This is a genomic window from Micromonospora sp. WMMB482, assembly GCF_019038635.1.
Classification (GTDB): Bacteria; Actinomycetota; Actinomycetes; order Mycobacteriales; family Micromonosporaceae; genus Micromonospora; species Micromonospora marina.
In genome coordinates, this window is record NZ_JAHOPD010000020.1 from 6,385,491 (window position 1) to 6,399,248 (window position 13,758).

Sequence of the window (13,758 nt, forward strand, 5' to 3'; positions counted from 1 at the left end):
TCACGTCAGTGTGCCGGACGGCGCCGGCGGATGACCACCACGCGGCGGCTGGTACGCGCGTTGCCGACCGGGCGTGCTGCCGGCGACGGGTATCGGCCGCCCTCAGAGCACGCCGGTCAGCCGGCCACGCCAGCCGCCGAGGACGGATTCCGGCTCGGTGTCCAGCACCGACTCGAGCAAGGTCGCGTAGACGTCCCGGAAATCGGCTGTGAACTTGAGGTCACCGCGGTCGAGGTCGGTCAGGCTGGGCGGATCCCCGTGCAGGCCGCCCCGCACGCCCGAGCCGAGGAGAAGCACGTTCGAGGCGGTGCCGTGGTCGGTGCCGTCGGAGCCGTTGGCCCGGACCCGGCGGCCGAACTCGGAGTAGACGGCGACGACCACCTTCCGGCCCGCGTCGGTGCGCGCCATCCGGGCGGCGAATCGGGTCAGCGCCCGGTCGAGCTGCCCGAGCAGCACCTCCTGCAGTTGCTTCTCGTCGGCGTGGGTGTCGAACCCGCCGAGCGACACCGAGAACACGCGGGTGGTGACGCCGGCCTCGATGCACTCCGCGGCGAGGTCCAGCTGCGTGTCCAGTGAGGTGCGGGCGCCGCCGGTCGCGGTGGCCGGAGCCGTCTCCGCGTCCTCGTCGCCTTCCTCGTCCGCTGCCGCGTCGCGGACGTCGCGGATCATCTGGTCGACCGCGCGCAGGTCGGCGAAGCAGGCGGCGGCGCGTGCCCGGGCGGCCGACTCCCCCGGCTCCACCGCCGCCAGCGCCCCCAGCGCGGCTTCCGGCAGGCCACGTGGGGCCGTCCGCCCGCTCACCGACACCGAGGCACCCGCGGTGCGCTCCCCGGCCAGCAGCGGCGGCAGTGCCGGTTCGAAGGAGACCGCGAGCCGCGGATCCCCGCCGTTGCGGTCCAGCCACCGGCCCACCCACCCGGTGGTACCGGGGCGCTCGGGTTCGGCGGTGTGCCAGATGTCCATCGACCGGAAGTGGCTGCGGTCGGGTTTCGGGTAGCCGACGCCACGCACCACCGCGAGCCGACCCTCGCCGTAGAGGGAGTGCAGTCCGGCCAGCGCCGGGTTCAACCCGACCTCGTCATCGAGGCGCCTGACCTCCTCCCCCGCGTATGCCAGCTCGGGACGGGCATCGTGGTAGGCCGGGTCGGCGTACGGGACGACGGTGTTCAGGCCGTCGTTGCCGCCGTACAGCGTGACCAGCACCAACGTACGTACGTCCGGGTCCCGGTCGCCGGCGGTGGCCAGCAGATCCTCCAGCCGGTACGCGGCGGCACCGGCCGCCAGGGCGGCGGCGCCGGCCACGCCGCTGGCGACCAGGAACCGTCGCCGGGTCAGGATGTCCACACCGATCTCCTTCAGCTGACTGTGTACTCGGGGCTCACCAGACCGGCGATGATCAGCCGGCGGGGCTCACCGGCCAGCGGGGCCAGGACCGCTCGGGTGCGCTCGCTCCACCGGTCGACCACGAGCAGCCGGGCCAGGGCGTCCGGTCGGCCGTCACGTGGTGCCGCCGCGAGCCGGGACAGCACCGCCGGTGCCGCGGCACCGGCGAGATGGCCGGCGACGCGCAGCCGGGCCTGCGCCGACGACGTGGTCAGCCAGGCGGTCCCGGACGGCCAGCCGCCGACGCTGGGTGGGCGCAGCGGCACCTGTTCCAGCGCGCTCAGGCCCGTGACCAACTGCCGGCGACGGTTCTCGGGCAGGGCCGACGGACGGATCCCGAGCTGCCGCGTCGCCCCCACCAGCCACTCGACGGGTTGTTTGACGAGGGTGTCCCGGGTCCGCGCGAAGTCCGGCGCGGTGAACATCCGGCGCAGCGTCGCTGCGGTGTCGGCACCGGCGAGTCCGTCCGGGGGCGGCAGGTGCGGGCCGGCGAACCGGAACCAGAGCCGGCCGGCCACGAACCGCGACGTCTCCGGTCGCTCGGCCAGCAGCCGGGCGTACGACCGGGCGTCGAAGGCGGCGGTGACGCCGAGAATCGTCTTCGGTCCCGGATCGTGCCGGCGTGGCTCGAACCGCGCCTGCCCGCTGCGGCGGTCGATCGTCCAGCCGGTCAGCGCGCGGGCGCCCTCTCGCACGTCCGCCTCGCTGTAGCCGTCACCGATGCCGAGGGTGAACAGCTCCATCAGCTCCCGGGCGAGGTTCTCGTTCGGGGCCTGCCGGGTGTTCCGCTGCCCGTCCAGCCACCGGATCAGGGCCGGATCGCGCACCATCGCGTCCACCAGCGGCGGCAGCGGTCCGAGCCCGAGCCGGCGCAGGGTCTCCAGCTGCCTCGACATCATCGGGGCAGATCGGACCTTCTGCACACTGGTCGCCCAGTGCCCGTGCCAGAAGAACAGCAGCTTCTCGGTCAACTGGTGCTCGGCGGCGGTCATTCGTCCCAGCCACCAGTCGAGCAGCCGGGTGATCTGCTCCCGGCGCTGCTGGTTGGCCTGCTGCCGCTGCTCCCGGGTCGCGTTGCGGTCGAGTTGAGCGGCCGGGTCCGGGCCGAGGACCGGCACCGGGGTGGCCGCCGCGCCACGATCCCGGCCGTCGGGACCGATCAGCCGATCGAGGGTACTGGCGAATCCGTCGCGTTCGGCCGCATCCACCTCCTCGGCCGTCGGCCCGAACGTCGCCCGGCGCAACAGGTGCGCCACCGCCTCCCGCTCATTCATCCGGCCGACGCTACGGCACGAATGTACGACGACGGTAAGAACTGGGTCCGGGATGGACAAACAAGCGACTGTCGATACGAACCAGGCATCCACCAGCAGCCGTCACCCCCGGTGGTCCCGGCGGGCGCACCCCTGGACGCGTGCTGTGCGTGCTGCCCGGTGGCGTCACCCTGGCAAGGGGCACGCCGGCCCTGAACTCTCCGCGACAATGTGCTGGCGAGTTGCTGCGAGCGTTGCTAACGTGCGGAGGCCGTGCGAGAGAAACCGAGGGGGTGGTACCCGTGAACGAATCGACGTGGGTGCTCCCCTCAGGGGTCACGGCCGGGCGATAGGTCGTCCGGGAGCGCCGTTCACACGAGCACTCCCGGAAGGCACGACCATGCGATTCACCACTGAGCAGCGCATCGGTGACGGCGTCCTCGAACGCGAATTCACCCTCGGCGAGATCCCCGGCATCCTGTGGACACCCGCCGCCGCATCCGCAGCCGCACCGGTACCGCTGATCCTGCTCGGCCACCCGCCGCTCGGGCTGCGCAAGATGTACCCCCGTCTGGCGGCGCGGGCCCGGCAGGCCGCGGCGGATGGCTTCGCCGCGGCCACCATCGAGCTTCCCGGCAGCGGTGTCCGGCCCCGGTGGGCCGCCGCCGAGCAGGCCCGCGCCGACCTGAGACGGGTCATGGAGGCGGGCGAGCCGGTCAGCGCCGAGATCATCGACGCCCTCGTCCTCCCGCTCGTCGACAGAGCGGTCCCGGAATGGCGAGCAGCCCTGGACGCCCTCCTTTCGCTGCCCGAGATCGGTGGCCCCGTCGGGTACGCGGGGGGCGTGATCTCCGTCGGCATCCGGCTTGCGGTGGTCGAGCCCCGCATCGTGGCCGCCGGCTTCTTCGCCGGGAGTCTCGTGCCACGCGCCATGTTCGAGGAGGCCCGGCAGGTCACCATTCCGCTGCATGTCCTGCTGCAGTGGGATGACGAAGGAAACGACCGGCAGGCGGCCCTGGACCTGTTCGACGCCTTCGGCTCCCAGGAGAAGACGCTGCACGCCAACATGGGCGGACACACCGGTGTCCCGCAGTTCGCCGGGGAGGACGCGGCCGGGTTCTTCGCCCGGCACCTGAAGTGAGGCTGGGCCCGTCGAGGGGAGATCCTGAACCGCGTGCGCATGTTGCGGGGACACGGCCCGGCGGGTGGAGCACCGCCGGGCCGTGTCCTGTCAGCACTGACGAGTCTTCGGAGCCGGTGGACCCGCGGCCCGCCGCGCCGGCCCGGTCACGACGCGGCGCAGCTCAGGTCGGCCGGGGCGGTGCCGGCACCGGTGCCGGTGAAGCCGAAGGTGGTGCTGGCCTGCGGTGCCACCTTTCCGTTGTACGGCTCGTTGCTGACCGTGTTCATGCCACCGGTGGTGGTCAGCTTCCCGTTCCAGACCGACGAGATGGTGGTGCCGGAGGGGTTCGTCCAGGTCACGGTCCAGCTGTTGATCTGTGCGGTGCCGGTGTTCTTCACCTGGATGTCGCCCTGGAAGCCGCCCTGCCAGGCGTTGGTCAGCTGGTACGTGGCGGCGCACCCGCCGTCACCGTTGCCGCCGGCCGGAGTCGTCACGGTTCTGGCCGGCGAGAGCGCCGACACGTTACCCGCGGCGTCGCGGGCCCGCACCGTGAAGGTGTACGTCGTGTCGCCGCTGAGGTTGCCCGCCCGGTAGCTGGTACCGGAGACCGTGGCGACCACGGTCGCGGGGGCGGTGCCCACGGCACGCAGCACCTCGTACGAGGTGACTCCGACGTTGTCGGTGGCGGCGGCCCAGGTCAGCGTAGCGGCGTTGGCGGTGACGTCACTGGCGGCGGGCCGGCCGGGGGCGGTCGGCGCGACGGTGTCGTCCTCGCTGCCACCGGCGTAGCGCTCGGTGAGGTTGATGCTCGTGGTCGAGGCGGCACCGCCGAGGCGCACCTGGTGGTCGAGACTGACGAACTTGCCGTTGTGCTGCCAGAGCACCGGCTTGAGGATCTGGTTGTACTTCGTCTCGTCCCAGGTCTTCCAGTCGTCGAGCAGCAGGCCGCCGGTGTCGCCGGAGTTGGGATTGAGGCACCAGAAGGTGTGGTGCAGCTTGTACTCGCCCATCAGGTCCCGCAGCGCCTTGAGCCACTTGTCCTGCCGGGCGTCCTGGCCGAGCCGGCCACCCCACTCACCGATCAGCAGCGGCGCGGTGTCGTCCTCGTGCAGGTACAGCCAGTTCGGCCGCCACACGTCGTTGGTCAGCGACGTCTTGTCGAAGTCACCCTGGAACCACGGCTGCTCGTACACCAGCGGTCCGTAGTCGTGCGGCGAGTACACGAGCTGGTCCTGGTTCGCGCCGAGGTCGACCGGGAACTCCCTCGCCCCGCGGAGGTTCCCGCCCCACCAGTTGTTGTAGTAGTTCGGGCTCAGGTCGGGGTTGGTCTTCGGCGAGTCCCATGTCTTGCCGGGCCGGGGGTACGCCTCGATTCCCTCACACAGGATCAGGACCTTGGGGTTGATCGCCAGGATCCGCCGGCCGGCCGTCTCACACGCGTGCTTGAAGTTGTCGACGTCCGTGCTGCCGTCCCACTTCGCCCGCGGGGACTCGTTCGGCTGACCGTGCGGTTCGTTCTTGATGTCCATCGCCACGATCGTGTCGTTGGTCTTGTACCGGGCGGTGACCCATTCCCAGCCCTGGTAGAACTTCTCCGGGGTGATGGTGCCCTTCCACCACACCGGGTAGATGTGGCCGGAGTTGTCGGCCTCGGCGCTGTGCACGTCGAGCATGACCTTCAGGCCGTACTTCTCGCACAGGTCGAGCCAGTGGTCGAAGATCTGCAGGTTGTTCATCCCGGCCAGCTTCGGGTTGGCCGCGAGATTGACGTTCGGCATCACCGTCTGGCCGGCCTTCCACTCCAGCAGCAGCTGGGTCGAGATCGGGACGCGGACGATGTTGATGCCGCGTTCGGCCATCTGCCGGGTGATGGTTTCGATGTTGCCGCTCCACAGGCCGTGGAAGACCCGTTCGGTGGCGTTGAACCCGAACCAGTTGACCCCGGTGAGCCAGACCTGGTTTCCGGATTCGTCGACGATCTTGTTGCCTTCGGTGTGCAGCCAGTCCGCGGTGGGTGCCGCGCTGTCGGCCGCCAGTGGCAGTGCCGCTCGGGGCGGGGGCGCCGCCGATGCCGTTGCCGGGGCCGACAGCCCGACGACGGCACAGGCCGCGAGCGCGACACCGCGCACGGATCTCTTCACAGACATGCTCTGTCCTTTGCCGGTGGTGGTGTTGGCGGTGCGCTTGGGAGCGCTTCCATCGGCGAGCATAAGCAGGATGAGGGGCTCCGCCGTCCAGTCGCGTGACGCGCCCACCGTGGCCGCGCCTCAGCGCAGGCCCGCGTGAACCCGCGATTACCTGCGACGACATGCGCCGTTCACGATCAGGCCGCCCCCTGGGTCGCCGCCTGCGTCGGTGAAACGCGTTTCAGGCAAAGCCGCAGGTAGTGACCGGCCCCCTGGACACGGGGTGGCACCCGGGACCCGGGACATGTTGGCTTCTGTCACCGAGCGGCGACTCCGATGGCAGCGGGCCGGGTGGCCGGGCACCCACCGCTCGCCGGAATGGGCGATCGCGGTCTGGGCCACCGCAGCGCCGCCGCCGGACCCACTCACCTGCGCAACTCCGACCGGACCCGGTCGGCGACGGCGGTCCCGAGACGGGACCGCGAGGAGGAACAATGCAACTGGCGGCAACGCCTACCCGGCGCATGCTGGCCGTCCTCGGCGTCCTGGCCCTCACGGCCGGCGTCGTGACGGTCCTCTGTCCCCGACCCGGCCGGCGCAGGCGCACGGCGCGCTCCAGGCGCCGGCCAGCCGGACGTACGCCTGCTACAACGACGGCATCGTCGGCAGCGGCGAGATCGTGCCTGAGAACCCGGCCTGCCAGGCCGCCGTGGCCGCCGGCGGCACCCAGCCGCTCTACGACTGGTACGGCGTCCTGCGCTCCGACGGCGGTGGTCGCACCCGGGGCTACATCCCTGACGGCCAGCTGTGCAGCGGCGGCAACCCGAAGTACGCCGCGTACGACGCCCCTCGGGCGGACTGGCCGGCTACCCCGGTGCAGCCGGACTCCACGTACGACTTCTCCTACGGCGCCTGGGTGCCGCACCCCGGCGGCATCCGGCTGTTCATCACCACTGACGACTACGACCCCACCAAACCGCTGACCTGGGACGACCTCGAGGCGCAGCCGTTCCTGACGGCTGACCCGCAGCCGCCGGTGAGCGATGGCGCCTACCGCCTCAGCGGCCAACTGCCGCACCGCTCCGGCCGGCACGTCATCTACTCGGTCTGGTCGCGGGTGGACAGCCAGGAGACCTTCTACGGCTGCTCCGACGTCGACTTCGGCGGTCCGGGTGGCCCCACGCCCACGCCGACGCCCAGCGGGCCCACGCCGACGCCGAGCGCCTCGCCCACCACCCCACCGGCTCTGTCGTGCCGGGCGAGCCTGCACACCGACAACAGCTGGAGCGGCGGCTTCCAGGCCACGGTGACCGTCACCAACACCGGCACGATGACCATGACCAACTGGTACGCCAGCTGGACGTTCCCGGCCGGCGTGCGGCTCGACCAGGTGTGGAACGGCACTCCGATGCAGAGCGGCACCACCGCCATGGTCCATGCGGCCACGTGGAACCGGGTGCTCGCCCCGGGCGCCTCGGTCACCGCCGGGCTGCTCGGCAGTGGCACCGCCGTCCCCATGTTCACGGACGTGACCTGCGGCTGAGTCAGGCCGTCCCCGCCCGTACAGCGGATCTTCCGCCGGTGCGGCCCTCGTCCTCGACGTGGGCCGCACCTCGGCCACTCGCCGGAGCACGGATGAGCCGTCCTCTCCGGGTGGCGGCCGTGCGGTCGACGCCGGCCGCAACCGTCGCCGCGGCCCTGGCACCGTCGCGACGCTGCCCGTGCTGTCCGATGTTGCCTGAAACGCGTTTCAGCGCTGCGCGCGTCCTGCCCCCGGAATCGCCCCGTCCCCACCGGACGCCGACCCTGCGCACCGAGGACACCACCGACGGACGCCGGTCATCGCTGTCGATGCCTCGACAGCGATGACCGGTACGAATGCGTCTCCGGCCGCCCCGACCGGACAGCCGCCGGGCCCGGGCCGGCGGGTACTGCCGGTCGGGGCACGGGCCGCCCCGGTGCACCGGCCTTGCCAGTCCTCGCCGGCCGTGCCACGCTTCGGTGATTCCGGCGGAGTCAGGCCACGCCCCGCCACCGGGAAGTAAGCACCCCGCGACGAAACCCGCGTCCCACACTCCTCAACGCCGGGCTCGTCGCGCCGCGGACGCGCCCGCCTGCCCACAGAACGGCGGCCGACCGCTCGGTACCCGACCTCGAGCCGGAGCATGATGCGCGCGCAGCCGACCGTCCAACAGATCGCCGCGGCGGCCCACGTGTCACCGGCCACGGTGTCGCGGGTGCTCACCGGTTCCGTCCGCGTCACGACGGGCGCCCGGCAGCGTGTGTACGCGGCGATGGCGCAACTCGGCTACGTACGCCGCGACGTCCGACAGCACGGCCTGCGCAAGCCGCCGGTGATCGCCCTGGTGATCTGCGAGCCGACCGCACGGGTGTTCGCCGACCCGTTCTTCGCGCGACTGGCCGCCGGCACGGAGGCCGAACTGTCCATACACGGCTCCCCCATGCCGATCCTGACCGCGGCGCGGGACAACCTGGCCGGCATCGAACGCTACCTTCTCACCGGCGGGGCCGACGGCGTCCTCCTGGTCAGCGCGTACCACCAGCACCCGGTGGCTCGGGCGGTGGCCGCCTCCCCGGTACCGGTACGCGGTGTCGGCCGACCGGCCGGCCTCGACCTCCCCTTCGTCGACGTGGACAACCGCGGTGGCGCCCGCACGGCGGTGCGTCACCTGCTCCGGAGCGGACGCCGCCGGGTGGCCACGATCGGCGGGCCGCCCGACCTGCCCGCCGCAGCCGACCGCCTCGCCGGGTACCGCGAGGCGATGGCGGAGGCCGGCATCGAGCCGGCGGCCACCGCGTACGGCGACTTCACCCAGGCGTCCGGGACGCACGCCATGCAGTGGCTGATCAGCCGGGCGCCGACGATCGACGCGGTCTTCGTCGCCTCGGACGCGATGGCGGTCGGCGCGCTGCACGCGCTCCGACGGGCCGGCCGCGCCGTGCCCGACGACGTGGCCCTGGTCGGGTTCGACGACGCGCCCGTGGCCACCATGATCCAGCCGGCCCTGACCACCGTCCGCCAACCGGCCGAACAGCTGGGCAGGATCGCCTGCCGGCTGCTGCTGGCCGACATCACCGAGGACCGCCCCAGCAGTGACACCGTCATACTTCCCACCGAACTCGTCCGTCGCGGGTCTGCCTGATCAGCACCCGTCCGGTCCATGGCCCGCGCCCGGCGTGACGCTGGGCGGTCGTTACCGACTGCTGGAACGCATCGGCGCGGGCGGCATGTCGGTCATCTGGCGGGCCGTGGATGTCGAGCTGGACCGTCTCGTCGCGGTCAAGCTTCCGGGGCCGGACCGGGACGTCCCGGTGGACCGGGACGAACTGACGCGCAACGAGGCTCGCACCATGGCGGCCGTCCCCCATCCCGACGTGGTGGTCGTGCACGACGTCGGCCGGGCGACGGCGCCCGACGGGACGACGGTCACCTTCCTCGTCCTGCAGATGCTCGCCGGGGAGTCGCTGCTCGACGTCCTGGCCGCCGGAGCGCTCGGCTGGCGTCAGGCCGTCGGCATCGCCGGGCGGGTGGCTGCGGTGCTGGCGGCCGTGCACGCCCACGGTGTCGTCCATCGGGACGTCACGCCGGACAACGTGATGGTTGCCGACGGCGACGTGAAGCTGCTCGACTTCGGCATCGCTGCGAGGATCGGTGACCGCCCTCAGCGAAGCTGGACCTTCGGCACTCCTCCGTACCTCGCGCCGGAGCGTCTCGCCGATGCTCCGGCCGATCCGGCGGCCGACGTCTACTCCCTCGGTGCGCTGCTGGTCGAGATGCTCACCGGCAGACCGCCGGGCGAGGTCATCCAGATGCCCGCCGGAGTTCCCGCCGAGGTGGTGCGGCTGTGCGACCGGTGTCTGGAGCGGGAGCCGAGCCGGCGACCGTCCGCCGCGGAGGTCGCTGCCGACCTCGGCGGCCTCACCGATCCACTGCCCGCCGGGCGGCGGGCGGCGGAGACTCCTCCGCCGGTGCCCGCTCCGGCGGGCCGGGCCGTGACGGCGGTGCTGGAACCGGCCCGGGACCGGCGGTGGAGAGGACCGTTGATCGGCGCGGTGGCCACGGTGGTCGTGGGGACCGTCGCGGCGGCCGCGACCATCGTCACGCTCACCCGCTCGCCGACGCCGCCGCCCGCCGCCCAGCTGCCCACACCCACACTTTCCTGGCCGCCCCTGGTCAGGTCGACGCGGCCGGTCACGACGCCCGGCTCGTCACCGAGCGGCAAGCCCGCCCGCACGCCGGACGCGGCCCGAACATCCGCGCCCGCGGCCACGGGGGCGGCCCCTGCCCGGACGAAGGCGCCCGCCAGTCCGGCCGTGTCCGTCGGCGTCGCGGCGGCCGAGCTCCGGGAGTTGCTCCGCCGTGGCCTCGCCGACGGCACCGTCACCCAGGGTGCGGCGCAGAAGATCGACGCCCAGGCCGTCAATGTCGTGAACAACCAGAACGCGCGTCCGGACAACCTGGCGCAACTGATGGCGGACCTGCGCCGCAGCCTCGCCGACGAGATCCGCGACGGCGGTGTCTCGGCGGCGGCGGCCACGCCACTCGGTGAGGCCGTCGACCGCGTCGGCGACGCCGTCGCCCGTTCGGCTCCGGCGAGCTGATCCCGGCGCCACACCGGCCCGGGGAACAGGCAGCGGCGCGTGTTCGGCGGGCACCCGCGCGGTGAGACCAGGTCGAGGCGGCGGGGAGAGCGGGCCCGCCCGCGCGGCTCAGGCGCCGAGAAGTAGGCGCGCGTCCTGAAACCTCCCAGACCACTGCGGAGTGTCCTTCCCGTACCACCCTCGCCGTGCCGGGGCGGGGCGGACCGCGGCACCACATCCCCACCACCACCGAAGGAGCAAGGGCATGGCAGGAAAGAGCAGACACCTCGGGCCACTGGCCCTGGGCGTGACCGTCGCCGGCCTGGCGGTCACCGGCATCACCAGCGCGTACGCCGGGCAGCAGCCCGTCCTGCCCCGGACCGCGGCAGCCGCCGCCGGGGTGACCGTCGCGAGGACCCCCGGGCTGCCGGCGGGCGACAAGTCGTCGATCTACACCGTGTCGGTGGAGGGGAAGAAGCCGTCGGTCTACCGCACCGCCCCGAAGCCGCGGACCTGCCCCACCACCAACTGCGACGGTGGCGACCACGCCCGCGCGGAGAACCGGTCGTTCAACTGGTCCTCGTTCTGGTTCCCCGCCGGCACCACGCCGACGGTCACGGTGACCCGGACGGCCGCGGCCGGAGCGGTGACCGACATCAAGGTTCGCGGCACCGGCGACTTCACCGTCGTCGGCAAGAACCTCACCGCCCGTTGCGCACCGCCCCCGACACGTACGTGGTCAACCCCGGTACCACCTTCGACCGCGCCCGGGCCGCCCGCTCGGCGCCTGTCATCTTCAAGCGGGGCGTGCACGATCTCGGCTACTGGCCGGTGCCGGACTCGGTGCGGCGGGTGCACCTGGACGGCGGCGCATACGTCAAGGGTGCGATCGACTCGGCCACGGTGAGCAAGTCGACCCAGCAGGGCTTCACCCTCACCGGTCGCGGCGTGCTCTCCGGTGAGGACTTCGACTGGCGGGCGGACAAGCGGACCAACGGCACCACCTCGTGCAGCTACGACTGCTGGGAGCACACCGTCAAGATGGTGCAGCTCGGCACCGACAAGTTCCGCTTCCACGACGTCACCGTGGTCAACGCCCCACACTGGGTGGTCACCGGCCACCGCGACAACGAGATCACTGCCAAGCAGAGCGACGACGAGTCCCGGTTCAGCGGCACCATCTCGGACGTCAAGGTGCTCGGCAACTGGGGCTGGAACGGCGACGGCATTCCCGCCCTGACCGGCACCACCATCAGCGACTCGTTCGTCTCCGCCTTCGACGACGCCTTCAAGCTCTACAGCTCCAACGCCACCGTCAAGAACAACACTCTGTGGCAGATGGACAACGGCGCGGTGTTCCAGCTCGGCTGGTTCGCCAAGACCATCTCCAACATCACGGCCACGAACAACACCCTGCTGCACACCGAATGGACCGGCACCAACTCCAACTGGGGCCTGCTGAACTACCAGGAGGCCGGGGGTTCGGGCACCGTCTCGAACGTCAGCATCACCGGCACCCGGATCATGGGGCCCACCACCCGGGTCGTGGCCCTGTCCAACACCTCCGCCGCCCAGACCTTCCGCACCATCACGCTGGCCGACACGACAGTGGACAAGCTCTACAGCGTTGCGGAGATCAACTCGTTGCGCGGCAACGGCAGCAAGGACCTGCCCCGCAACCTGGTCAAGCAGGCGAAGGCACCGTTGGAGTTGACCGTGCGCAACCTGCGTATCGGCGGTCAGGCCATCACCGCGGGCAACGCGACGACCACTGGTGGTTTCGCCATCTCCGGCGAGCCGGCGCTGAGCTTCCGGTGAAGCCGCAGTTCAGGCCATTTCATGTGATGTCGTGACAAGTTAATTGAACGATCCTGGTACCGGTTCCGTATTCCACATCGACCGTGGACATCGTCCGGAACCGCCTAGCCGGAGCGGGCACGAGCACGATTCCTGAGTCCTCACTTCGCGCAGCGGAGGGTCGCGCGGCTGACGCCGCGCGACCCTCCGCGATCGATCCAAAGGAGAGGTGCATGGCCAGGGGTACGCGCAAGAACGCAGTCCTGAAGCTCGGTGGCGTGGGGGTCTTCGCCGCGCTGCTCATCGGCGCGGGACTGCAACTGGCGTCCGCCGACGAGAACGGCAGCTCAGCGCCGGTGTCGGTGGTCTGCCCGTCCGTCGCCGACAAGCTCGGCGCGGTGCCGGAAGCGGCGCAGGACGGCGTGAACCGCGAGCTGCAGAATCTGGAGAAGCAGATCGCGAACGTCAACGAGCGGCTGGCTCGCGAGCCCAAGGCGGCGCAGAACCAGCTCAACGACATCGCCGGCAAGCGCCGCGCAGTGCTGGACCGGATCAGCCAGAACATCACCCGCGTCGGTGGTGCCGCGCCGGTCGGGCTGCAGGGCCTGGCGAACTGCGCGCTCGGAGGTGCGGCCGGCGGCGCCGAGGGCGGCGGGGTGGCCGCTCCGCCGGCCAACGCGCAGACGGTCAACTGCCCGACCGTACGCGATAAGCTCCCCGAGGTGCCGGCCGAGGCGGTCGCCGGGGTGGAGAAGGAGCTGGCGAACCTGGACGAGGAGATCGCCCGGCAGAACGAGCGCCTGGCGAAGCTGGCCGTCAAGCCCGAGGGCGGCCCGAACTTCATCCAGAACGCCATCCTCGGCCCACTGCGCAACAAGCGGGTCGCCGTCCTGAACCGCATCGCCACGAACATCGGCCGGGTCGACGGCAACCGACCGGACGACCTGGTCGACCTGGCCGCCTGCACGCTCAACTCCCCCGGCACGCCGAGCGCCGTCAACGGCGAAGGGGGCCAGGGCGAGGCGGCCGGGTCCGGAACCGGCGGGGCGGCGCAGGCCCGTACGGTGAACTGCCCCCGCGTCGAGTTGCCGGCGGTACCGGCCGCGGCCGCCGGGCAGGTCCAGTCCGAACTGGCCACCCTCGACAAGCAGATCGACGAGGCCAACTCCCGGCTCGCCCGGATCGCCGTGCAGCCGGAAGGCGGGCCCGACTTCATCGCCAACGCCATCCTGAACCCGCTGAAGAGTAAGCGTGGGGCGGCGCTCGACCGGATCGAGATCGCCTTCAACCGGGTCGGCGCGCAACGCCCCGAACTGGACAGCCTCGCGGTCTGCACCCTCAACTGACCACACACCGGGAAGGTCGCGGCCCGGCGGACTGTCACCCGCCGGGCCGCGATACGTCCGCGCCGCCCGGCGACCACCCGGCCGGGCGCAACTCACGACGGTGCGACGACAGGCACAGGATCGGGCTG

At 71.8% G+C, this 13,758-nt stretch carries 10 protein-coding genes; 6 read left to right on the top strand and 4 right to left on the bottom strand.

The window, feature by feature from the left end; translation table 11 throughout:
• Nucleotides 1–102: 102 nt before the first annotated feature.
• Both KSK32_RS30865 and KSK32_RS30870 read right to left on the bottom strand, forming a co-directional pair.
• Nucleotides 103–1,344, bottom strand: a complete 1,242-nt coding sequence (locus KSK32_RS30865) for a DUF1501 domain-containing protein (protein ID WP_216935195.1) — start codon at nt 1,342–1,344, stop codon at nt 103–105.
• An 11-nt stretch (nt 1,345–1,355) separates the two neighbouring features.
• Nucleotides 1,356–2,657, bottom strand: coding sequence for a DUF1800 family protein (locus KSK32_RS30870; protein WP_216935197.1), 1,302 nt, complete (start codon nt 2,655–2,657; stop codon nt 1,356–1,358).
• Nucleotides 2,658–3,036: 379 nt separating this feature from the next.
• Between KSK32_RS30870 and KSK32_RS30875 the strand changes: the two genes are divergently transcribed.
• On the top strand, nt 3,037–3,777 hold the full coding sequence (locus KSK32_RS30875) for an alpha/beta hydrolase (RefSeq protein WP_216935198.1): 741 nt from the start codon (nt 3,037–3,039) through the stop codon (nt 3,775–3,777).
• Nucleotides 3,778–3,923: 146 nt separating this feature from the next.
• Here KSK32_RS30875 and KSK32_RS30880 read toward each other — a convergent pair whose 3' ends face one another.
• Complete coding sequence (locus tag KSK32_RS30880; protein WP_216935200.1) at nt 3,924–5,906, bottom strand: cellulase family glycosylhydrolase; 1,983 nt, start codon at nt 5,904–5,906, stop codon at nt 3,924–3,926.
• 556 nt (nt 5,907–6,462) lie between these two features.
• Here KSK32_RS30880 and KSK32_RS30885 point away from each other — a divergent pair.
• From KSK32_RS30885 to KSK32_RS30895, 3 genes are all read left to right on the top strand, one after another.
• Nucleotides 6,463–7,428: a lytic polysaccharide monooxygenase gene (locus KSK32_RS30885; protein WP_374226758.1), complete on the top strand. Its 966-nt coding sequence runs from the start codon at nt 6,463–6,465 to the stop codon at nt 7,426–7,428.
• A 622-nt stretch (nt 7,429–8,050) separates the two neighbouring features.
• On the top strand, nt 8,051–9,049 hold the full coding sequence (locus tag KSK32_RS30890; RefSeq protein ID WP_254187261.1) for a LacI family DNA-binding transcriptional regulator: 999 nt from the start codon (nt 8,051–8,053) through the stop codon (nt 9,047–9,049).
• A gap of 34 nt (nt 9,050–9,083) precedes the next feature.
• Nucleotides 9,084–10,508 (top strand): serine/threonine-protein kinase, encoded by a 1,425-nt coding sequence (locus tag KSK32_RS30895; RefSeq protein WP_216935204.1) that lies wholly within the window; start codon nt 9,084–9,086, stop codon nt 10,506–10,508.
• A 465-nt stretch (nt 10,509–10,973) separates the two neighbouring features.
• On the opposite strand, the gene KSK32_RS30900 is transcribed toward KSK32_RS30895, so the two are convergent.
• Nucleotides 10,974–11,159, bottom strand: coding sequence for a hypothetical protein (locus KSK32_RS30900; RefSeq protein WP_216935206.1), 186 nt, complete (start codon nt 11,157–11,159; stop codon nt 10,974–10,976).
• A gap of 39 nt (nt 11,160–11,198) precedes the next feature.
• Between KSK32_RS30900 and KSK32_RS30905 the strand changes: the two genes are divergently transcribed.
• The gene (locus KSK32_RS30905) at nt 11,199–12,305 is read left to right on the top strand and encodes a hypothetical protein (RefSeq protein ID WP_216935207.1); all 1,107 of its coding nucleotides are present in this window, start codon (nt 11,199–11,201) and stop codon (nt 12,303–12,305) included.
• 212 nt (nt 12,306–12,517) lie between these two features.
• Nucleotides 12,518–13,630 carry a hypothetical protein gene (locus KSK32_RS30910; protein ID WP_216935210.1) on the top strand — a complete coding sequence of 371 codons (1,113 nt, stop codon included), beginning with the start codon at nt 12,518–12,520 and terminating at the stop codon, nt 13,628–13,630.
• Nucleotides 13,631–13,758 lie beyond the last annotated feature (128 nt).